The 22232-nt window shown below is 67.3% G+C and carries 19 protein-coding genes; 17 read left to right on the top strand and 2 right to left on the bottom strand.

Annotation, left to right across the window (positions count from 1 at the left end):
- Window positions 1–30 precede the first annotated feature (30 nt).
- The 8 genes from ASF87_RS13740 (at window position 31) to ASF87_RS13775 (ending at window position 10152) form a co-directional block, all read left to right on the top strand.
- Complete coding sequence (locus ASF87_RS13740) at window positions 31–1302, top strand: MFS transporter (protein WP_056376641.1); 1272 nt, start codon at window positions 31–33, stop codon at window positions 1300–1302.
- Window positions 1303–1353: 51 nt separating this feature from the next.
- Entirely contained in the window at window positions 1354–2763 is a 1410-nt protein-coding gene (locus ASF87_RS13745) for an alpha,alpha-trehalose-phosphate synthase (UDP-forming) (protein WP_056376642.1), read from the top strand.
- Window positions 2764–2808: 45 nt separating this feature from the next.
- Complete coding sequence (gene otsB / locus ASF87_RS13750; RefSeq protein ID WP_082508927.1) at window positions 2809–3606, top strand: trehalose-phosphatase; 798 nt, start codon at window positions 2809–2811, stop codon at window positions 3604–3606.
- A gap of 9 nt (window positions 3607–3615) precedes the next feature.
- Window positions 3616–5334: a dihydroxy-acid dehydratase gene (ilvD, locus tag ASF87_RS13755; protein WP_042541745.1), complete on the top strand. Its 1719-nt coding sequence runs from the start codon at window positions 3616–3618 to the stop codon at window positions 5332–5334.
- A 60-nt stretch (window positions 5335–5394) separates the two neighbouring features.
- Complete coding sequence (locus ASF87_RS13760; RefSeq protein ID WP_056376643.1) at window positions 5395–7197, top strand: acetolactate synthase large subunit; 1803 nt, start codon at window positions 5395–5397, stop codon at window positions 7195–7197.
- Between the two features lie 2 nt (window positions 7198–7199).
- Window positions 7200–7709 (top strand): acetolactate synthase small subunit, encoded by a 510-nt coding sequence (gene ilvN / locus ASF87_RS13765; protein WP_042541743.1) that lies wholly within the window; start codon window positions 7200–7202, stop codon window positions 7707–7709.
- A 45-nt stretch (window positions 7710–7754) separates the two neighbouring features.
- Window positions 7755–8783, top strand: coding sequence for a ketol-acid reductoisomerase (gene ilvC, locus ASF87_RS13770; RefSeq protein ID WP_042541742.1), 1029 nt, complete (start codon window positions 7755–7757; stop codon window positions 8781–8783).
- Between the two features lie 106 nt (window positions 8784–8889).
- The gene (locus tag ASF87_RS13775) at window positions 8890–10152 is read left to right on the top strand and encodes an alpha-L-fucosidase (RefSeq protein WP_056376644.1); all 1263 of its coding nucleotides are present in this window, start codon (window positions 8890–8892) and stop codon (window positions 10150–10152) included.
- Between the two features lie 19 nt (window positions 10153–10171).
- On the opposite strand, the gene ASF87_RS13780 is transcribed toward ASF87_RS13775, so the two are convergent.
- Window positions 10172–11317 (bottom strand): ROK family transcriptional regulator, encoded by a 1146-nt coding sequence (locus tag ASF87_RS13780; RefSeq protein ID WP_056376645.1) that lies wholly within the window; start codon window positions 11315–11317, stop codon window positions 10172–10174.
- Between the two features lie 201 nt (window positions 11318–11518).
- Between ASF87_RS13780 and ASF87_RS13785 the strand changes: the two genes are divergently transcribed.
- From ASF87_RS13785 to ASF87_RS13810, 6 genes are read left to right on the top strand one after another with little or no spacing between them, the layout of a single operon-like run.
- Window positions 11519–12775: an ABC transporter substrate-binding protein gene (locus ASF87_RS13785; RefSeq protein WP_056376646.1), complete on the top strand. Its 1257-nt coding sequence runs from the start codon at window positions 11519–11521 to the stop codon at window positions 12773–12775.
- 44 nt (window positions 12776–12819) lie between these two features.
- Window positions 12820–13725 carry a carbohydrate ABC transporter permease gene (locus ASF87_RS13790; protein ID WP_056376647.1) on the top strand — a complete coding sequence of 302 codons (906 nt, stop codon included), beginning with the start codon at window positions 12820–12822 and terminating at the stop codon, window positions 13723–13725.
- Window positions 13715–14626, top strand: coding sequence for a carbohydrate ABC transporter permease (locus tag ASF87_RS13795; protein WP_042541737.1), 912 nt, complete (start codon window positions 13715–13717; stop codon window positions 14624–14626). Before ASF87_RS13790 ends, ASF87_RS13795 begins: the two co-directional genes overlap by 11 nt.
- The gene (locus tag ASF87_RS13800) at window positions 14623–15603 is read left to right on the top strand and encodes an ROK family protein (protein WP_235558967.1); all 981 of its coding nucleotides are present in this window, start codon (window positions 14623–14625) and stop codon (window positions 15601–15603) included. Before ASF87_RS13795 ends, ASF87_RS13800 begins: the two co-directional genes overlap by 4 nt.
- Window positions 15604–15659: 56 nt before the next feature.
- The gene (locus ASF87_RS13805; RefSeq protein WP_327037348.1) at window positions 15660–17204 is read left to right on the top strand and encodes a M81 family metallopeptidase; all 1545 of its coding nucleotides are present in this window, start codon (window positions 15660–15662) and stop codon (window positions 17202–17204) included.
- Window positions 17201–18553, top strand: coding sequence for an alpha-L-fucosidase (locus tag ASF87_RS13810; RefSeq protein ID WP_056376648.1), 1353 nt, complete (start codon window positions 17201–17203; stop codon window positions 18551–18553). Before ASF87_RS13805 ends, ASF87_RS13810 begins: the two co-directional genes overlap by 4 nt.
- Before the next feature lie 76 nt (window positions 18554–18629).
- On the opposite strand, the gene ASF87_RS13815 is transcribed toward ASF87_RS13810, so the two are convergent.
- A complete protein-coding gene (locus ASF87_RS13815) occupies window positions 18630–19562 on the bottom strand; it encodes a hypothetical protein (protein ID WP_157550116.1) in 933 nt (310 codons plus the stop codon).
- Window positions 19563–19638: 76 nt separating this feature from the next.
- Here ASF87_RS13815 and ASF87_RS13820 point away from each other — a divergent pair, with 76 nt between their 5' ends.
- The 3 genes from ASF87_RS13820 to serA all read left to right on the top strand — a co-directional run bounded on the left by ASF87_RS13820 (window position 19639) and on the right by serA (window position 22232).
- Complete coding sequence (locus ASF87_RS13820) at window positions 19639–20163, top strand: hypothetical protein (protein ID WP_056377045.1); 525 nt, start codon at window positions 19639–19641, stop codon at window positions 20161–20163.
- Window positions 20160–20513 carry a hypothetical protein gene (locus ASF87_RS13825; RefSeq protein ID WP_056376649.1) on the top strand — a complete coding sequence of 118 codons (354 nt, stop codon included), beginning with the start codon at window positions 20160–20162 and terminating at the stop codon, window positions 20511–20513. The genes ASF87_RS13820 and ASF87_RS13825 overlap by 4 nt, the downstream gene beginning before the upstream one ends.
- A gap of 114 nt (window positions 20514–20627) precedes the next feature.
- A complete protein-coding gene (gene serA, locus ASF87_RS13830) occupies window positions 20628–22232 on the top strand; it encodes a phosphoglycerate dehydrogenase (RefSeq protein ID WP_056376650.1) in 1605 nt (534 codons plus the stop codon).

Raw genomic sequence — 22232 nt, forward strand, 5'->3', positions numbered from 1 at the left:
GACCCCGCGTCTGCGGACGCGCGAGAGCCCATGACACACGCAACACCCACGCCTCGGCACCACGCCCCCACACCCACGCCGGAGGCACCAGGACTGCTCCGCATCGCGGGCCTACCGTACTTCATCATCGCGTTCATCGCCCGACTGCCGTTCGCGATGATGGTCGTCGGAGTCCTCACCGTCGTCGTCTCGGCGCGCGGCTCGCTCTCGCTCGGCGGACTCACCTCCGCAGCGGTCGGCCTGGGCACGGCGTGCTTCGGGCCTCTGCTGGGCGCCGCGGCTGATCGCTTCGGCCAGCGCACGGTGCTGCTCATCCTGGCGATGGCCAACGGCGCGATGCTGGTGATCTTCACCCTCGTCGTCTACGCCGGCGGAGCGGATGCTCTGGTGCTGATCGCCGCCTTCGGCATCGGTGCGACAGCCCCGCAGGTCGCCCCCATGTCTCGATCCAGGCTCGTCACGATGATCGCCGACCGGATGCCGGAGGCGCTCCGCACCCGCACCGTCTCGGGCACCATGGCGTACGAGTCCGCCGCCGATGAGACCGTGTTCGTGTTCGGCCCCTTCATCGTGGGCATCCTCGCGTCGGCGCTCGCTCCCTGGGCACCGCTGGTCGGAGCGGCCGTGCTCACGGTGGTGTTCGTCGGCGCATTCGCCCTGCATCCGAGTGCGCGCGCCGTGTCTGTCCACCGAGATGAAGACGGTAGGGCCCCGTCCAAGGTGTCGGAGCTCTTCAGCCCGCATCTGTTGATCGTCGTCGTCGGAATCCTCGGTGTGGGGATGTTCTTCGGCACGATGCTCACGGCGCTCACGTCTTTCATGGCCGATCGAGGCGCCCCCGAACAGGCGGGACTCCTCTACGGCGTCATGGGCGTCGGCTCGGCGATCCTCGCCCTCGGTGTCGCGTGGCTTCCGGTGCGGTTCTCGCTGCGGGCGCGCTGGCTGCTGTTCTCGGGCATCCTGCTCGGAGGCAGCCTGCTGCTGCTGCTCGTCGACTCGCCAGCGATGATGATGGTCGCGCTGGCGATCATGGGAATCGGAATCGGACCGACGCTGGTGACCCAGTACAGCTTCGGCGCCGCGCGCAGCCCGCTCGGACGCTCGGCCACGGTGATGACGATGCTCGGATCGGGCATCGTCGTCGGTCAGTCCCTCGGCGCGGCGGTGGCAGGGGAGCTCGCCGAGAACGTGGGCACCGGAAGCGCCCTCGTCCTGCCGATCATCGCCGCCGGCGTAGCGTTCACGGCCGCCCTTGTCAATTGGCCCCTCAGTGCCACTCGACCTCGCGTAGCCTCGGTCTGAGCTTCTGTAGCCTGAGGAGCACCCCCACTGCATCGTCAGGAGCATCCACACATGTCAGTCGCAGATTTCGTCGTCGTCGCCAACCGACTTCCCGTCGACCGGGTCGTGGGTCCTGACGGAGACGAGGAGTGGCGGACCTCCCCGGGCGGTCTGGTCGCCGCTCTCGAGCCGATGATGCGCAGCGCGCGGGGGGCCTGGGTCGGGTGGCCGGGACAGCCCGACCTCGAGCTGGACCGATTCGAGATCAACGGCATCGACCTGATTCCCGTGCCGCTCAGTGCCGAAGAGGTCGCCGACTACTACGAGGGCTTCGCCAACGACACGATCTGGCCGCTGTACCACGACGTGATCGCGCCGCCGCAGTATCACCGCGAGTGGTGGGAGGCGTACGTCAAGGTCAACCGCCGGTTCGCAGAGGCCGCTGCCGATGTCGTCGCGCCCGACGGCACGGTCTGGGTGCACGACTACCAGCTGCAGCTGGTGCCGCAGATGATCCGGGAGCTGAGGCCCGACGTCACGATCGGCTATTTCCATCACATCCCGTTCCCGGCGCACGGTCTCTACGCCCAGCTGCCCTGGCGTGATCAGGTGCTTAAGGGTCTGCTCGGCGCCGATGTCATCGGATTCCAGCGCGCGCAGGACGCCACGTACTTCCTGACGGCGGTGCGCCGTCGCCTGCGCTACGAGGTCAAAGGATCAGCAGTGGCGATCCCGACGGACGACGGACGCACCCGCACTGCGGTCGCCCGGGCGTTCCCGATCTCCATCGACACGGCTCCGTATCTCGAGCTCGCTGCCCGCCCCGAGGTGCGGGCACGGGCGGCCGAGATCAGAGCGAGCCTCGGCAATCCCAAGAAGATCCTTCTCGGCGTCGACCGGCTCGATTACACCAAGGGCATCAGACACCGCATCAAGGCGTATGGCGAGCTGCTCGAAGACGGCCAGCTGAGCGTCGACGACGTCACCTTCGTGCAGGTCGCGAGTCCGAGTCGCGAGCGCGTCGATGCCTACGTGCACCTGCGGGACGAGATCGAGCTCGCGGTCGGGCGCATCAACGGCGACCACGACACGATGGGTCACACGGCGATCCGGTATCTGCACCAGGGCTATCCGCGCGAGGAGATGGTCGCGCTGTACCTCGCCGCCGACGTCATGCTCGTGACCGCCCTGCGCGACGGCATGAACCTTGTGGCGAAGGAGTACGTGGCGACCCGAGCCGACAACCGCGGTGTGCTCGTGCTCAGCGAGTTCACGGGAGCCGCCGATGAGCTGCGACAGGCGGTGCGGGTCAACCCGCACGACATCGCCGGGTTGAAGGACGCGATCATGACAGCGGTCTCCATGACGCCGGCCGAGCAGGGCAAGCGGATGCGGTCGTTGCGGCGCCGTGTGCTGGAGAACGATGTGAACGCCTGGTCGTCGTCGTTCCTCCGCGCACTCGCGGAGGTCCGCCGACGCTGATCCGCCGGGTCATACTGGGAGGACACCGCCTCGATTGGAGACCCTGTGACCCGTAGCTGGACCCCCGGAGAAGCAGACCCGGCGCTGAGCGCCATCGCCGCGACGCCCAGGCTGGTCGTCGCACTGGACTTCGACGGCACGGCGTCTCCGCTCATCCCCGACCCGATGGCGGCCAGGGCGCTGCCCGAGGTCGCGACGCAGGTCACGCGGCTCGCAGCTCTGCCGGACACGGTGGTCGCCTACGTGTCGGGGCGCAGCATGCATGACCTGAGAGTCATCACCGAGCACACGGATGATTCGCTGATCGCTCTGGCCGGTTCGCACGGTGCCCAGTACTGGTACCCGGGTGTCGGCGATGCCGCGACCGACGATGCCGAGTCCGCCGAGGGCTCCCGTGAGGAGCTGTGGGAGGCGGCACGACCGATCATCGATCGCTACGAGGGTGCCGAGCTCGAACCGAAGACCTTCGGGATGGGCGTGCACACGCGCACTGCCACTCCCGAGGTCGAGAAGGCCGTGTTCGCCGAGATCGACGCGCTGGTGGCGGAGCGCTTCCCCCACTGGCGGCGACGCGCAGGACACCGAGTCCTGGAGTTCTCCTCTCGGAACGAGGGGAAGGACGCCGCGATGGCCGCCCTTCGCGAGCATTTCGATGCGACCGCGATCCTCTTCGCCGGTGATGACGTCACGGACGAGGACGCGATGCGGGTGCTCACCGGCGATGATCTGGGCGTGCGTGTGGGCCCGGGGGAGAGCGCCGCCGAGCTTCGTGTGGAGAACCCACAACAGATCGCGCTGCTTCTGGAGGCGCTCGCGGACGAGCGCACCTCTCGGCGGGAATAGACTTCCGTCATGTCCTCGCATGATCCCTCCACCAGCGCGCCCATCGACATCAAGCCCCGCAGCCGCGTCGTCACAGACGGCATCGAGGCGACGACCTCCCGAGGCATGCTCCGTGCCGTCGGCATGGGCGACGCCGACTGGGACAAGCCCCAGATCGGCATCGCGTCCAGCTGGAACGAGATCACGCCCTGCAACCTGAGCCTCGACCGTCTCGCGCAGGGGGCGAAAGAGGGTGTGCATTCGGGTGGTGGCTACCCGCTGCAGTTCGGCACGATCTCGGTGTCCGACGGCATCTCGATGGGCCACGAGGGCATGCACTTCTCGCTGGTGTCCCGCGAGGTCATCGCCGACTCGGTTGAGACCGTGATGATGGCCGAGCGGCTCGACGGCTCGGTGCTGCTCGCCGGCTGCGACAAGTCGATCCCCGGCATGCTCATGGCCAGCGCCCGACTCGACCTCTCCAGCGTCTTCCTCTACGCCGGCTCGATCGCCCCCGGATGGGTCAAGCTCTCCGACGGCACCGAGAAGGACGTCACGATCATCGACTCGTTCGAGGCCGTCGGCGCGTGCAGGGCAGGTCTCATGAGCGAAGAGGACCTCAAGCGCATCGAATGCGCGATCGCCCCGGGTGAAGGTGCCTGTGGAGGCATGTACACGGCCAACACCATGGCGTCGGTGGCCGAGGCTCTCGGCCTGAGCCTTCCCGGTTCGGCTGCCCCGCCCGCCGCGGATCGCCGCCGCGACTACTTCGCGCACCGCTCCGGCGAGGCCGTCGTGAACCTGCTCCGTCAGGGCATCACGACCCGTGACATCCTCACCAAGGAGGCGTTCGAGAATGCCATCGCGCTCGCGATGGCCCTCGGCGGTTCGACCAACGTCGTGCTGCACCTGCTCGCCATCGCGCGAGAGGCCGATGTCGAGCTGAGCCTGCACGACTTCAACCGCATCGGCGACAAGGTGCCGCACGTGGCGGACATGAAGCCGTTCGGCAAGTACGTCATGAACGATGTCGACCGCCACGGCGGCATCCCCGTGATCATGAAGGCGATGCTCGACGAGGGGCTGCTGCACGGCGACGCGCTCACCGTGACGGGCAAGACGCTCGCCGAGAACCTCGCAGATCTCGACCCGCAGCCGATCGACGGCGAGGTCATCCACACGTTCGACAACCCGATCCACGCGACCGGCGGCCTGACGATCCTGCACGGCTCGCTCGCGCCCGAGGGTGCGGTCGTGAAGACGGCCGGCTTCGACGCCGCCGTGTTCGAGGGCCCCGCCCGCGTGTTCGAGCGCGAGCGTGCGGCCATGGACGCCGTGGCCAACGGCGAGATCGAGGCGGGCACCGTCATCGTGATCCGCTACGAGGGTCCGAAGGGCGGACCGGGTATGCGCGAGATGCTGGCCATCACCGCGGCCATCAAGGGCGCGGGGCTCGGAAAAGATGTACTACTCTTGACTGACGGACGATTCTCAGGCGGCACAACCGGCCTGTGCATCGGCCACATAGCACCCGAAGCGGTGGACGCAGGTCCCATCGCCTTCGTGCGCGATGGTGATCTGATACGGGTCGATATCGCAGCTCGCTCTCTCGACCTACTCGTCGACGAGGCGGAGCTCGCCTCCCGCCGCTCTGGCTGGGAGCCGCTACCCCCGCGCTATACCCGTGGCGTTCTTGCCAAGTACTCGCGTCTCGTGCGGTCAGCCGCCGAGGGCGCGACGACCGGCTGATCCGCGTCGAATCCGGCATCCAGCCTCCGACGTCGCCTACAGACCATCAGAAGGAGTGTCATGACTGCTGACACCGTCTCGGCTGTGCCGAGGCCGCCCGCACCCAAATCCGCCGCACCGGAGATCTCCGGAGCAGAGGCTGTCGTCCGCACGCTCGAGCTCCTCGGCGTCAGGGACGTCTTCGGCCTCCCCGGCGGCGCGATCCTCCCCGTCTACGACCCGCTCATGGATGCGGCCGACCTTCGGCACATCCTGGTGCGGCACGAGCAGGGAGCGGGCCACGCCGCCGAGGGCTACGCATCGTCGTCGGGCAAGGTCGGTGTCTGCATCGCGACCTCTGGCCCCGGTGCGACCAACCTCGTGACCGCGATCGCTGACGCCTACATGGACTCGGTGCCGCTGCTCGCGATCACCGGCCAGGTGTTCTCGACGCTCATGGGCACCGACGCGTTCCAGGAGGCCGACATCGTGGGAATCACGATGCCGGTGACGAAGCACTCGTTCCTCGTGAAGGATGCATCCGAGATCCCCGGTGCCATCGCGGCGGCGTACGAGATCGCATCGACGGGCCGACCCGGTCCGGTGCTCGTCGACATCACCAAGGACGCCCAGCAGGCCATGGCGCCGTTCGTCTGGCCGCCCAAGTACGACCTGCCGGGGTATCGCCCCGTGACGAAGGCCCACGGCAAGCAGATCCATGCGGCAGCCGCCCTTCTGGCCGAGGCCAAGAAGCCGGTGCTCTACGTCGGCGGCGGTGTGATCCGCGGTCGTGCGTCGGCCGAGCTGCTCACCCTGGCCGAGACGACGAACGCACCGGTCGTGACGACGCTCATGGCTCGCGGCGCGTTCCCCGACTCGCATCAGCAGCACCTGGGCATGCCGGGCATGCACGGCACCGTCCCTGCGGTGCTCGCGCTGCAGGAGGCAGACCTGATCGTGTCGCTCGGCGCGAGGTTCGACGACCGCGTGACCGGCAAGGCTGCGCTCTTCGCGCCGAACGCCAAGGTCGTGCACGTCGACATCGACCCGGCGGAGATCTCAAAGATCCGCACGGCCGATGTGCCGATCGTCGGTGACGTTCGCGACGTGCTGGTCGATCTCGAATCCGCGTTCCGCTCGGCCGTCAACACGACGACTCCCGACACGGAGGAGTGGTGGTCGTACCTCGACGGGCTGCGTACCGAGTTCCCCCTCGGATACGCGCCGACGACCGACGGGCTCCTCGCACCGCAGTACGTGATCCAACGGATCGGCGAGCTGACCGGCCCAGAGGGCATCTACGCCGCCGGCGTCGGACAGCACCAGATGTGGGCTGCGCAGTTCATCAAGTACGAGCGACCCAACGCCTGGCTGAACTCCGGGGGAGCGGGAACGATGGGCTACTCCGTCCCCGCCGCCATGGGTGCAAAGGTCGCCGAGCCCGACCGTGTCGTGTGGGCGATCGACGGCGACGGATGCTTCCAGATGACCAATCAGGAGCTTGCGACCTGCACGATCAACAACATCCCGATCAAGGTCGCGATCATCAACAACTCGTCGCTGGGCATGGTCCGCCAGTGGCAGACGCTGTTCTACGACGGCCGCCACTCGAACACCGACCTGAACACCGGCCACGGCACCGTGCGCATCCCTGACTTCGTGAAGCTCGCCGAGGCGTACGGCTGCCTCGCGATCCGTGTCGAGAAGGAGGAGGAGGTGGACGCGGCGATCAAGCTCGCTCTCGAGACCAACGACCGCCCCGTCGTCATCGACTTCGTCGTCAGCGCCGACTCCATGGTGTGGCCGATGGTTCCCCAGGGCGTGAGCAACAGCTACGTCCAGTACGCCCGCGAGCACGCGCCCGCATTCGACGAGGAGGACTGACCATGTCGACTCACGTGCTGAGCCTCCTTGTGGAGAACACCCCCGGTCTGCTGACCCGCGTCGCGGGTCTGTTCGCGCGCCGCGGTTTCAACATCGATTCGCTCGCGGTCGGCGTGACCGAGGTGCCGGGCATCTCGCGCATCACCGTCGTCGTCGATCTCGAGGACCTGCCTCTCGAACAGGTCACCAAGCAGCTCAACAAGCTGATCAACGTCATCAAGATCGTGGAGCTCGACTTCCCGACCTCGGTGCAGCGCGAGCACATGCTCGTCAAGGTCCGCACCGACAACGCGAACCGGTCGAACGTCATCGAGGTCGCCAACCTGTTCCGCGCCTCGGTCGTGGACTATGCGTCCGACGCGCTGGTGATCGAGGTCACCGGTGATCGGGGCAAGGTCGACGCCATGCTCCGTGCCCTCGAGCCGTTCGGCATCAAGGAGATCGCGCAGTCGGGTCTCCTCGCCATCGGCCGCGGCGGCAAGAGCATCACCGAGCGCGTCCTGCGCGGCTGACCAGATTTCATACACGTACACGAACACCAATCAAGGAGAAAACCAGTGAGCACCGAGATCTTCTACGACGCAGACGCCGATCTGTCGATCATCCAGGGCAAGAAGGTCGCCATCGTCGGCTACGGCTCGCAGGGTCACGCGCACGCGCAGAACCTTCGCGACTCCGGTGTCGAGGTCGCGATCGCGCTCAAGGAGGGCTCGAAGTCGGCGCCGAAGGCGGAGGAAGCCGGATTCGCGGTCAAGACCGTCGCTGAGGCGACTCAGTGGGCCGACCTCATCATGATCCTGGCGCCGGACCAGCACCAGCGCACGATCTACAGCGAGTCGATCGCCCCGAACCTCACCGAGGGCAAGACGCTCGCCTTCGCGCACGGCTTCAACATCCGCTTCGGCTACATCGACGCTCCCGAGGGCGTCGACGTCATCCTCGTCGCACCGAAGGCACCGGGCCACACCGTGCGTCGCGAGTTCGTCGCCGGTCGCGGTATCCCCGACATCATCGCCGTCGAGCGCGACGCATCGGGCAACGCCTGGGCGACCGCGCTGTCGTACGCCAAGGCCATCGGCGGCACCCGTGCCGGCGTCATCAAGACGACCTTCACCGAGGAGACCGAGACCGACCTGTTCGGTGAGCAGGCCGTGCTGTGCGGTGGCGTCAGCCACCTCGTCCAGGCCGGCTTCGAGACGCTCACCGAGGCTGGCTACCAGCCGCAGATCGCTTATTTCGAGGTGCTGCACGAGCTGAAGCTCATCGTCGACCTGATGTGGGAGGGCGGCATCGCCAAGCAGCGCTGGTCGGTCTCCGACACCGCTGAATACGGCGACTACGTGTCGGGCCCCCGCGTCGTGACCCCCGAGGTCAAGGAGTCGATGAAGGCGATCCTCGCCGACATCCAGAGCGGTGCGTTCGCGAAGCGCTTCATCGACGACCAGGACAACGGCGGCGAGGAGTTCCTCGCGCTGCGGGCCAAAGAGGAGACGCACCCCATCGAGGCCACCGGCAAGGAGCTGCGCTCGCTCTTCGCATGGAAGCAGCAGGACGAGGACTACGTCGACGGCAGCGCTGCGCGCTGACTGATTCGATCATCGAAAGAACGGGCATCCCTTAGGGGGTGCCCGTTCTTCTGCGTCCGCACCGTTCATCACGCTAGACATCGGATGTCTGTGCCAGGATGGAGGTATGCGACAGGAATGGTTTGATCACGCCCGCTTCGGCATGTTCGTGCACTTCGGCCTCTACAGCGGCGCCGCCCGGCATGAGTGGGTGCAGAACTACGAACGCCTGACCGACGAGGACTACCGCCCCTACTTCGAGCACTTCGATCCGGATCTGTTCGATGCTCGCGCCCTCGCGCGCACCGCGAAGGACACGGGGATGGGCTATGTCGTGCTGACCACCAAGCACCACGACGGATTCTGCCTGTGGGACTCCCAGCGCACCGACTTCACCTCCGTCGCGGCGACAGGGCGGGATCTGGTGCGGGAGTACGTCGACGCACTCCGCGCCGAGGGTCTCAAGGTGGGGCTCTACCACTCGGTGATCGACTGGCATCATCGCCACTTCACGGTCGACTGGAACCACCCTCGTCGAGACGATGCCGACGCGCATGAACTGAACGTGGGCAGGGACATGTCGATCTACAGGGAGTACCTGCATGCTCAGGTGCGTGAACTGCTGACCGCCTACGGCGAGATCGACTACCTGTTCTTCGACTTCACCTACCCCGAGGCCAAGGACGGCTGGTCCGGCAAGGGCCCCGACGACTGGGATGCCACCGGTCTGCTCGCACTGTGCCGCGAGCTCCAGCCGAACATGCTGGTGAACGACCGCCTCGGGATCCCCGCCGACTTCGTGACCCCCGAGCAGTATCAGCCCACCGCGCCGATCGTCCGAGACGGTGTCGCCCTGACGTGGGAGGCGTGCCAGACGCTCAACGGGTCGTGGGGATATGACAGGGACAACACCGACCAGAAGTCGTCGACGCTGTTGACGCAGATGCTGGTCGATTCGGTCTCGATGGGCGGCAACATGCTTCTCAACATCGGTCCGGACGGGCGCGGGGCCATCGCTCCGCGGGACGCTGCGACTCTCGGTGAGATCGGCGAATGGATGCGGCTGCACGGAGGCGCGGTGATCGGGGCGGGGCACGCCGAGTTCACGCCTCCTCGTGAAGGCGTGTACACCCGCAAGGGCGATCGTCTGTACCTGAGCCTGTTCTCCTGGCCGATGGGATTCGTCCACCTGCCGGATCTCGCCGGACGAGTGACGTATGCGCGGCTGCTGCATGACGGGTCGTGGCTCAAGACGAGCGCATCCGACCCTGAGCAGCAGGCTGACCTGATGACCCCGGCAGGAGAGGCCGAGGGGACGCTCACCGTCCATCTGCCCGTCAGGCGCCCCGACGTGCTGCTGCCGGTGATCGAGCTGACACTCTCGGCGTGAGGCGGGGAGTGGCGGCGGATCAGCCCGCCGCCACGTCCATGCCCTCGAGCGCGAGGCGGGCGGCGCCGTGCAGGATCGCATCCGCTCCCGTCGTCGCGGCCTCGATGCGCAGTCGCTGCGTCGCCAGGGGATGGCACGCCTCGTAGACGCGACTGCGGACTGCGGCGATGAACGGCTCGGAGGCACTCATGCCCCCGGTCAGGAAGACCGCGTGCGGGTTGAAGAAGTTGACGACCCCCGACAGTGCCTGACCGAGGTGCGTGCCCGCCGTCCGTACGAGCGAGGTCGCGAGCGGATCGGCATCCCTCGCCAGCATCAGCACATCGGTGGTCGTGCGCACGGTGTCGTTGCCGCGCTCGCGCATCTGACGCACGAGGCTCGCGCCGCTGGCGACCGTCTCGAGGCATCCGGTGTTGCCGCACGAGCAGGGGATGTCGCCGCTGCCGTCGATGCGGGTGTGCGTGATGTCGCCGGCAGCGCTCGTGGCGCCTCGGTGGATGTGCCCGTCGACGATCACCCCGCTGCCGATGGCGGTGCCCGCTTTCACCGTGATGCTGTGGTGCGTGTGGCCGAACTGTGCGCGGTGCTCGCCGAGCGCGGCGAGGTTCGCGTCATTGTCGACCGTGACGTGAGTCGCGAAGCGACCGGCCAGATGCTCGCCGACCCGAAAGCCCGGCCAGCCGGGCATGCGAGAAGGCTGATCGACGGATCCGGTGAGCGTGTCCACCGGGCCGGGAAGGCTGACGCCGATCGCATGGATCCGCGTGTCTGCGCCCAGGCGATCGAAGACCTCGGCGATGCGCCCGAGGGTGGCCTCGGGGCCGTCGGTGAGATCGATGGCGATCGACTCGACGCCCAGCAGCGCGCCGCTCAGCGAGTGTCTTCCGATCCGAGCGTGCCGGCCCCCCAGGTCGGCGGACAGCACGATGCCGTCTCCGGCGATCTGCAGGACGCGTGGTCGTCTTCCCCCGCGTGACGTGCCGTCGCCTGCCTCCTGCAACACGCCGGCATCGAGGAGCAGCTGCACCCTGAGCCCGACGGTCGAGGCCGCGACGCCGAGCAGCGCGGCAAGCTCGCTGCGGGAGCGCGCCTCGCCGCGCGCCACCAGATCGAGGATGCGTCGAGAGTGCTGGTCCTCGACGGCGAGGGGCGAGGTGTCGGGCATGAGGCTCCTTCGTGATCGAAGCAAGGTCAGCGTAGCGGGGCGAGCGTGCGTTTCTGACTCGTTACGAATTATCAAGCTCCGATAAACATCGGATGTTCGGCTTGCCAGAGGTTATGAAGTGTGACAGCCTCACTTCATACGAAATCCTACTAGGTTGCTTCGATTATCGAAATAACCTGATCCTTCCCGAGGAGGCATTCAATGAAGAAGTTGCGTGTGGGGGCAGCCATCGCTGTCGCCGGCGTCGCTGTGGCGATGACCGGCTGTGCAAATGGAGACGCCGGCGGTTCGGCCGACGGCGACACGATCGTCGTCGACATGTGGGCCGGCAGCGAATCCGATGTGGACGCCTTGGAGGCGCAGGTCGCCTTCGCCCAGGAGCAGAACCCCGACATCAAGATCAAGCTGCAGACGTCGCCCTGGAGCGACTTCTTCACCAAGCTCACGACGAATATGGCGAGCGGCAACATGGCCTGCGTCACGGGCATGAGCGGTGCGCAGCTCGGCGGCTACACCCAGGGCTTCCGAGAGCTGAGCGCGGATGACCTCGAGACGGCCGGCATCGACTGGTCGGAGTTCAACCCGAGCGCCGACGGCATCCTGAGCTTCGAGGGCAAGGTCTACGGCGTGCCCTTCGACGTCGCCACGATGCTCGTCTACTACAACCAGGACATGCTGACGTCAGCGGGCGCCGCCACCCCGGAGATCGGCTGGACGTTCGACGACTTCGACAAGATCGCGGCCGACGCCACCAAGGACGGCAAGTACGGGTTCGCCATGGGCATGGGCGGCTACCAGTGGATGTCGATGCCGATCGCCTACTCGGCGACGCAGCCCGCGTCGGAGGACGGCACGCTCCACATCGACGAGAAGGCTTTCGTCGACGCGGCGTCCTGGTACGCCGGGCTCGTCGACGAGAAGAAGGTCGCCGCGCCCGTGGCGTCCGCCTCCGACACAGGCTGGGGTGAGAACCAGTACTCGGGCGGCAACGCGGCGATGGCTGTCGACGGCACCTGGAACGCGGTGACCTACTTGAACAACGAGTCCGGCTTCGCCGCTGGAATGGCTCCGCTGCCCGCGGGCGTCGACGGCAACCCGGGACCGATCCTCGGCTCGGGCTACGGGATCTCCGCGAACTGCGAGAACCCCGAAGCCGCCCTCAAGGTGATGGGCTCGCTCCTCGGTGAGGATGCGCAGGACTACATCGCGTCGTCTGGTCGTTCGTACCCCGCTCGCATCTCGTCGCAGCCGCTGTACTTCGAGTCCATCGACGAGGAGTACCGCGATCAGGTGCAGTCGGTGTTCGAGGCGGCCTTCGGCGACACCGTGCCGCTCTACATGACGCAGAACTGGCAGAAGCTCGACAGCTACATCCAGCCCAACCTCGTCAGCGTCTACAACGGCCAGATGACGATGGAAGAGCTGCTGTCGAACGCTCAGGCGCAGTTCGGCGAGTGAGTCGACTCCGGTCTCTGCTGCAGTAATCAACGAAAGAAACTGAGATGACGATCACGACGAGACGTCGAGGATCGCTCGCCAAGGTCGAGGCCCGCCAGGCGCTGGGATTTGCCAGCCCAGCCCTGGTGGGGCTCGCCCTGTTCACGATCGTGCCCGTGGGGCTGTCGATCGTGATGAGCGTCTTCGATTGGCCGACCTTCGGCGAGCGGACCTTCAACGGTGCGGACAACTACATCAGGCTGTTCACCAGCAGCCCCGACTTCTGGCCGGCGCTGCGCAACTCGGCGGTGTACACGCTGCTCTACGTGCCGCTGAGCGTCGCTCTCTCGCTCGTGCTCGCCCTCGGGCTCGGTCCGCGCATCCGCGGACGCGGAGCCCTGCGTGTGCTCTTCTTCATCCCGGTCGTGACACCGATGGTCGCGAACGTCCTGGTGTGGAAGATGATGCTGCAGCCCCAGGGTCTGTTCAACGGTCTCTCGGAGACCTGGTTCGGGATCCAGTTGCCCAACTTCCTCGCCGACCCCTCGTGGGCCATGATCATGGTCGTCGCGATGAGCGTCTGGCAGGGACTCGGGTACAACATGCTGATCTTCTCCGCCGCTCTCGAGCAGCTCCCCGAGAGTGTCCTCGAGGCGGCGAGCATCGACGGTGCGCAGGGGCTCCGCCGCGTCTGGAGCATCATCATCCCGATGATCTCGCCGGCGATCTTCTTCGCGACGATCATGACGATGATCACCGCCCTCCAGGTGTTCGTCCAGCCCCAGCTGCTCACCGGCGGCGGGCCAGGGAACGCCACGAAGCCGCTCGTCATGTTCATCTGGGAGCAGGGCTTCACGTTCGGAGACCTCGGCCTCGCCGCCGCGGCCGCCTGGATCCTCTTCGCGATCATCATCGCGATCACCGGCCTGCAGTTCGCCGCACAGAAGAAGTGGGTGCACTATGAGCACTGAGACCCTCACCACGCCCACCGCGGCCATGCGAACACCCCGAGAGCTGCGCCGCGCACGTGGTGCCGCGACGACGCCGGCGGCCCGTGTCCGCCTCGTCATCGCGCACGTGTGCATCTACATCGCCGCGCTGATCTTCGTCTCGCCCATCGTCTATGCGTTCTTCTCGGCGCTGAAACCAAACACCGAGATGTTCTCGATGCCGCCCACGCTCGTCGGCTCCGAGCTGCGGTGGAGCAACTTCGTAGACGTCTTCGCCTACGGCCCGTTCGTCACGTACATCGCGAACTCGTTCATCGTCGCGATCCTCGGAACTCTCGTGGTGCTGGTCGTCTCGACCACAGCCGGCTATGCGTTCGGGCGCCTCCGCTGGAAGGGCAGGGATGCCGTCTTCATCCTGTTCCTCGCGACTCTGATGGTTCCGGCCGAGGTGCTCGTCATCCCGATGTTCCAGGTGATGCAGTGGTTCGACTGGGTCGACACCTATCAGGCGCTCGTGCTGCCTTTCGCCTTCGGCGCCTTCGGAACCTTCCTGATGCGGCAGTTCTTCCGCGGCATCCCGTATGAGCTCGAAGAGGCCGCCCGCGTCGACGGCGCGGGTCCCGTCCGCACGTTCCTGCAGATCATCCTGCCCCTGTCGAAGTCGGCCGTAGCGGTGCTGGCGGTCTTCACCTTCCTGACGTTCTGGAACAGCTACCTGTGGCCGCTGATCGTCACAGTCGACTACGACGCGCACGGCACGCTTCCGGTCGGTCTCGCGAGCTTCGCGGGGCTCACCGGCACCCGGTGGGATCTGCAGATGGCAGCGGCGATCATCTCGATGATCCCGACGACTCTGCTCGTGATCGTGCTGCAGAAGCACCTGGTCAAGGGCATCGCGATGGCGGGGCTCGGCGGACGATGACGGTCACCGATCAGGAACAGATGGCGGTGACGCCGGATGCACGACCGCCCGGGGCATCGCAGGGCATCGTCGGGATCGATATCGGAGGCACCAAGATCGCGGGTCTCCTCGTCGACGAATCGGGAACGATCCTCACGCGCGCCAGCGTCGCGGCGCCCGCGAGCGAGGGCGGCGAGGCGATGGCCGATGCCGCGGCGACGCTCGTGCGCGATCTCGTCGCCCGCGCCTCGGCGCGGCTCGTCGCGGTCGGCGTGGGTGCGGCAGGGGTCGTCGATCATGCGACCGGCACCATCCGCGCGGCTTCGGCGACCTTCGTCGGGTGGGCGGGCTTCCCTCTGGCCGATGCGCTGTCCTCGCGGCTCTCAGTGCCCGTGAGCGTCGAGAACGACGTCAACGCCTTCCTCCTCGGCGAGGTGGCTGCCGATCGCCGTGCCGACGACGTGCTCGGCGTGATGCTGGGCACCGGAGTCGGCGGCGCCGTGATCATCGACGGACGGCTGCGGCATGGCCCACACGGAGCAGCGGGCGAGATCGGCCACACCCCCGGGTACAGCGACCTCGTCTGCACCTGCGGCCAGGTCGGTCACCTCGAGACCCTGGCCTCCGGGACCTCGATCGCACGCCGATACTCCGAGCGCGTCGGAGATGCCGTCGAGGACGCACGCACCGTCGCCGAGCGAGCACGCTCGGGTGACCCCATCGCCGTCGAGGTGTTCGCGTCGGCCGGCCGCGCGGTCGCACTGGCGTGCGCGAGCGCGGCGACCCTGCTCGATCTCCCTCGCGCCATCGTCGGCGGAGGAGTCGCAGAGGCCTGGGATCTGCTGGCACCGGCGATCGAGCAGACGCTGCGGACGGATTCTCCCGTCTCCGGCCTGCCGCTCGTCATCGCACCGGCGCGGCTGGGTGCGGATGCCGTCGCGCTCGGTGCCATCGAAGCGGCGCGCCGGACCCTCGTGACGGCGGGAGAGAGACCATGACGAACGTGACAGAGGAGAAAGCAGTGACCGCACGACCCGAGGCCAGCGAGATCTGGATGGGCGCGCTTCCTGGCGTCGAGACGGGCGGGCTCGAGCGACCAAGGATCGGGATCGCCGGGATCTCGATCGAATCGAGCACGTTCTCGCCGCACATCTCCGGCGACGAGGCGTTCACGGTTCGCACGGGTGCGGAGCTGCGTGCCTACTATCCCTTCCTCGACGAGGGGCGTGAGCTCGCGGAGGCCGCGGACTGGGTGCCGCTGACCCACGGCCGATCGCTTCCCGGTGGTGCCGTGGATGCTGACACCTACCGCCGCATGAAGACGGCCATCGTCGACAGCATCCGCGCACACGGGCCATTCGACGGGTTCTTCTTCGACATCCACGGCGCCATGAGCGTCGTCGGCATGGACGACGCCGAGGGGGATCTCGCGCTCGCTGTGCGGGAGGCGCTCGGGGACGACACGCTGGTGTCGACGTCGATGGATCTGCACGGCAACGTCTCGGAGACGCTGCGCGACGCCGTGGACCTGCTCACCTGCTACCGCATGGCGCCGCACGAGGACTGGCTGAACACCAAGGAACGAGCCGTGTGGAACCTCCTCGCCCGGCTGCGGGGGGAGTGCGGTGCCGATCCGCAGCTCCGTCGGCCGTACACCGCGTGGGTACCGGTGCCGGTGCTGCTGCCGGGTGAGAAGACGAGCACCCGACTGGAGCCCGCCAGGGGGATCTACGCCGAGCTGCCCCTGATCGACGCACTTCCCGGTGTCGTCGACGCCTCGGTGTGGATCGGCTACGCCTGGGCGGATGAACCGCGTTGCCAGGCGTACGTCGTGGTCACCGGTGACGATCGCGAGGTCATCACCCGCGAAGCGGAGCGCATCGCCCGGATGTTCTGGGAGGCACGCGAGGACTTCGTGTTCGTCGCCGAGACGGGGTCGCTCGGGGAGGCCCTCGCCAAGGCACTCGTACCGGATGCCGAGCGTCCGTACCTGATCTCCGACTCGGGTGACAACCCCACGGCCGGGGGTGCGGGCGATGTCACCTGGACTCTTGCGCACCTGCTCGGATGCCGCGAGCTGACGGACGGCTCGCACACCGTTCTGGTCGCCTCGGTGTTCGATGCCGACGCGGTCGCACAGGCGGTCGCCGCGGGAGTCGGCGCAAAGGTGTCGCTGTCGGCGGGAGCCCGAGTGGATGACGGCCCGCATGGGCCTGTCGAGATCACGGGCACCGTCTTCTCGATCACCGAGGGTGATCCGGACGCCGGCACGCAGGTCGTGATCGCCGTCGGCGGTCTGCATGCGATCATCACCGAGCGCCGCAAGCCCTTCCATCACCTGGCCGACTTCCGGATGCTGGGCCTGGAACCGACGACCGCCGACATCGTGGTCGTCAAGATCGGCTATCTGGAGCCCGAGCTGTATGACCTCGCCCGCGGCTGGACGCTCGCGCTCACGCCCGGTGGCGTCGACCAGGACCTTCTTCGGCTCGGTCATCATCGGCTGCGGCCGGGCGTGTACCCGTTCGACCCGTCCGGCACGCCGGATCTGACCGCCGTGGTCGGACGCCGCGGCGACCGTGAGGAGACCACCGCATGATGAACTTCGAGAAGCGCACGGGCCCCGACTTCGGCACTGCGGCGCCTGTCTATCCGACGAACGGCGTGCCAGACTGGTACCGCGACGCGAAGCTGGGCTTCTTCGTGCACTGGGGTCTCTACTCGGTGCCGGCGTGGGCGGTGCAGCACGGAGACGGCGTGAACATCCCCACCGAAGACGCCTACGCGTGGCACCAGTACGCCGAGTGGTACGGCAACACGGTGAGAATCGCGGGAAGCCCGACCTGGGAACGGCACCAAAGACTCTTCGGCCCCGGAACCTCGTACGAGGACCTCGCCGATCGATGGGATGCGTCGGCATTCGATGCGGACTCCTTCGTCGGAGAGCTCGTGGATGCGGGGGCTCGGTACATCGTGCCGACTACGAAGCACCACGAGGGGTTCTGCCTGTGGGGCACCGAGACGACAGGATTCAATGCGGTCGCCCGCGGGCCCCGTCGTGATCTGATCGCGGAGTTCCAGGCCGCGACCCGCAGGGCGGGAGCGAAGTTCGGCGTGTACTACTCGGGCGCGCTCGACTGGCATGTGAGCGATTTCCCGCCGATCGAGTCCGACACCGACCTGTTCCGCTACCGCCGCAACGATGAGCACTTCGCCCGCTACTCGGCGGCACAGCTCGACGAGCTGATCGAGCGGTTCTCGCCGGACCTGCTCTGGAACGACATCGAGTGGCCGGACGGCGGGAAGGCAGGGGACGACTATGCGGTCGCCGCGCTGCTCCGGCGCTACTTCGATGCCGTGCCCGACGGCGTCGTGAACGATCGGTGGGGAGTGCCGTACCACGGCTTCCTCACCCGTGAATACACGGACATTCCCGAGATCATCCCTGAGCCGTGGGAGTCGACCCGCGGACTCGGCTACTCGTTCGGCTTCAACCAGGATGAGGACTCGCGCCACTCGCTGTCGGGCGCTGCGCTCATCAGACTCCTCGTCGACGTCGTGGCCAAGAACGGCAATCTCCTCATCAACGTCGGCCCTGCCGCCGACGGTTCCATCCCCGCCCTGCAGCGCAGTGCGATGCGCGAGCTCGGAGGGTGGCTGCGGGCGAACGGCGACGCGATCTACGGCACTCGCCCCTGGATCAGGATGGGGGAGCCGACCGGATCTCCGCGTCGGTACACGCGCTCCGCAGCCGGAGTGCACATGCACGTGCTCGATCCCACGACGGGCACGGCCGAGCTGCCGGCGGAGTTCGACGAGAGCGCGCTGAGCTGGTTGGACGGCACAGCGGTCGAATCCACGTCCGATGCGTCGGGCGTGCGCACAGCGATCATCCCCTCGGCGCTGCGCGCGGAGGCGGTCGCCGTTCTCACCGCTTCCGCAGTCTGACCGACCCCGTAACCCGTTCGCGCGAGAGGGGCCCGGTGCACATCGCACCGGGCCCCTCTCGGCGTGCGGTCGTCCGTCACTCGGACGGTGCGTCCTCGATCACAGGCGGGGCGTCGTCGCCGTTGGTCCAGACAGGAGCCGGGAGAGCGGTGTCGACCGCGCCTGCCTGGATCTCGCGCAGCGCGTCTTCGATCTCGTCGGCGTTCTGAGGGACGGACAGACCGCAGGCATTCAGCTCTGACGCGAACTTCAGCGTGAGGCGGGATTTGCCAGCCTCCACGGCTTCTGCCGTGGTGCCGATGCGCTTCTCGCTGCCCGTCTGGATGTCCGACACGTCTTCGCAGACGTGGTAGACCGCGCCGCCGTCGACCCACACGACCTCGTCCTTGCCGAGGAGCTGGATCACGGCTGACTGGTCGGCGGTGTACTTCTCGACGGAGGGCGGGTTGAAGTCCACTCCGATCACCGTGGCGAGCAGAGCGAGGACCACTCCGACGATCCCGGCGGTGGTCTTCTGGCCCTTGCTCATGTCCTTGTTGAGGAAGATGAGGATCACCAAGGGCAGGAACGCGATGATCGCGATGATCGCGCCGAGCTGGTTCTGCACGAAGAAGCGCACCGTCTCGGACCTGCGGGCGGGATCGAGACGGTTCGCCTTCTTCCACAGGATCGAACCGGTGATGGCAAGGGCTGCGATCACCACGAGCAGCACGAGGAGGGTGACGAACGCCCACTGCGGGAACACCACGGTGACGCCGCGGTCTTCGAGCAGGCCGGTGTCCGGATCGCGGACGAGGGCTCCGTCTTCGCCGACGTACTCGCGCTGGCGCAGGAGCCAGAAGATCGAGACGCCCTCGCCGATGATCGCGAGCGCCCACAGCACGGCGGCGATCCAGCGGAACGTGGTGGCCTTGGACTTGGCTGCGGCCGTCGGCTTCCACCCGGCCGCGGGTTCGTCGACGGAACCGCCAGAGGGGCTCTGGTCGGCGCTCTTGTTCTGCTCGGCCACGATCTTCCTTCCGGAAAGGGCCCCGGTGGCCCAGATGCCCCCGAGCATAGTGGACGACGTGTCCTACGCTGAGGACATGACTTCCGATTCCGACGACGCCCTGACCTGGGACGGTGACGACGGCGTCGCGCCGAAGACACCCGCACCGAAGGGCTCTGACAGAGAGGCGTCCGTGCCTCACGGCGCCGCCTCCGACGACGCAGCCCTGCCGGACGGGTGGAACGCCGTCGGCCGGGGCAGCGAGGCCGTCGGGCACGTCGATGCCGACGGCTCGGTCACGATGCCCGATGAGCAGGAACCGGCGCATCTGAGCACGGCGATGCTCCTGACACTCGGGATCGTCGGCGGCGTCTATCTGCTGTACAGCATCGGCTGGGTCGTCGGTGGCCTTCGGCTCAAGCCGCTCGCCAATCTGATCGTGGCCGATGCCATGTACGTGCCGTGGTTCGTGCTCGCGGTGGCGGCACCCGCTCTGTGGTTCCTCGCGGTGTGGGTGCTCACCCGGGCCAAGGCGGCCTGGATCCGCATCGGGTTGCTCCTGCTCGGAGTGGTTCTTCTCGTGCCATGGCCCTTCGTGACGGTGGGGGTGATCGGATCATGACCGAGACGCAATCGGCTTCTCCCGCAGCCTCCGGTTCTCCTCGGTGGCTGAGCGCGGTCGTTCTCGGCCTCGCAGGTCTCTTCTACGCCTACGCCATCTGGAATGCCGTCGCGCATGTGATCTCGATGGCGCAGAACGGCCTCACGGGGATCGGATGGGTGACGCTGCTCTTCGGCGTCGTCTTCCCCGCCATCGTGTTCGTCTTCGCGTATGCGATCGGACGACGCCGTCGCGCCGGCGAGCTCGCGCTGGTGCTGCTGGCCGGCCTCGGCATCGTGGCGGTGTTCTGGTTGAGCCTGATCGGATACAGCATCCTCAACATGTCGGATCTCGTGACGGCCGTGGTCTGATCCACGGCGTCACACGGCACGGAGCAGCAGGAGCGCTCGGGTACAGTTGAGGTGATCGCGCCCCCATGGTGTGCGGCGCATCGGCCCCCTGTCGCGCTGCCCCGAAGGATCCCTGTGCCGAAGCCCGTCGTGCTCATCGCCGAAGTTCTCTCTCCCGCCACGATCGAGGCCCTCGGCCCCGACTTCGACGTCCGCAACGTCGACGGCACTGACCGCGGGGCGCTCTTCGCCTCGCTCGCAGAGGCCGATGCGGTGCTGATCCGCTCGGCGACGCACATCGACGAAGAGGCGCTGACGCACGCGCCGAAGCTGAAGGTCGTCGCCCGCGCGGGCGTCGGACTCGACAACGTCGACATCAAGGCGGCCACCGCGGCCGGCGTCATGGTCGTCAACGCTCCGACGTCGAACATCATCTCGGCCGCCGAGCTCACGGTCGGACACATCCTCAGCCTCGCCCGTCGCATCCCCGCGGCCCACGCCTCCCTCGCCGCCGGTCAGTGGAAGCGCAGCTCGTTCACGGGCGCGGAACTCTTCGAGAAGACCGTCGGCATCGTCGGCCTCGGTCGCATCGGCGCTCTCGTCGCCGCCCGCCTCGCCGCGTTCGACATGCGCGTCGTCGCGTACGATCCCTACGTCACCTCGGCTCGTGCGCAGCAGCTCGGTGTGCAGCTCCTCTCGCTCGACGAGCTCGTCGCCGAGGCCGACTTCCTCACGATCCACATGCCCAAGACGCCCGAGACGACCGGCATGATCGGCGCCGAGCAGTTCAAGGCCATGAAGCCGACCGCCTTCGTCGTGAACGTCGCCCGCGGTGGCCTCATCGATGAGGAAGCGCTTCACGCCGCGCTCGTCGCCGGTGAGATCGCCGGCGCAGGACTCGACGTCTTCACCTCCGAGCCGCCCGCCGAGGGCGGAACCGCTCGTCCGCTGCTCGACCTCCCCAACGTCGTCGTGACCCCTCATCTCGGTGCCAGCACCGAGGAGGCGCAGGAGAAGGCCGGTGTCTCAGTCGCGCGCTCCGTGCGCCTCGCGCTCGGCGGCGACCTCGTCCCCGACGCGGTCAACGTCGCCGGGGGAGTCATCGACCCCTACGTGCGCCCCGGAATCTCGCTCGTCGAGAAGCTCGGTCAGATCTTCGCCGCCCTCGCGACGTCGCCTCTCACGAGCTTCGACGTCGAGGTCCACGGCGAGCTGAACGACTACGACGTCAGCGTGCTGAAGCTCGCGGCGCTCAAGGGCGTCTTCACGAACATCGTCAGCGAGACGGTCTCGTACGTCAACGCGCCGCTGCTCGCCGACCAGCGGGGCATCGCGGTTCGCCTTCTCAAGGACGACGTGAGCGACGAGTACCGCAACGTGATCACTCTGAGCGGCGCTCTCTCCGACGGCTCGCAGCTCTCGGTGTCGGGCACCCTCACCGGTCCGAAGCAGGCAGAGAAGCTGGTCGCCATCAACGACCATGCGCTCGAGCTGCCGATCGAGAAGCACCACGTCGTGATGCTCTACACCGACCGCCCCGGCATCGTCGCGGTCTACGGCCAGAAGTTCGGCGAGGCAGGCATCAACATCGCCGGCATGCAGATCTCGCGGCTCGGAGCCGGTGACCAGGCGCTCAGCGTGCTCACGCTGGACTCGCCGGTGTCCGACGACCTGCTCGAGGCCCTGCGCACCGAGATCGACGCCGACCTCTTCCGTCAGATCGAGATCACCGACATCTGA

Origin of the sequence: Microbacterium sp. Leaf161 (genome assembly GCF_001423645.1) — a bacterium.
Classification (GTDB): domain Bacteria; phylum Actinomycetota; class Actinomycetes; order Actinomycetales; family Microbacteriaceae; genus Microbacterium; species Microbacterium forte.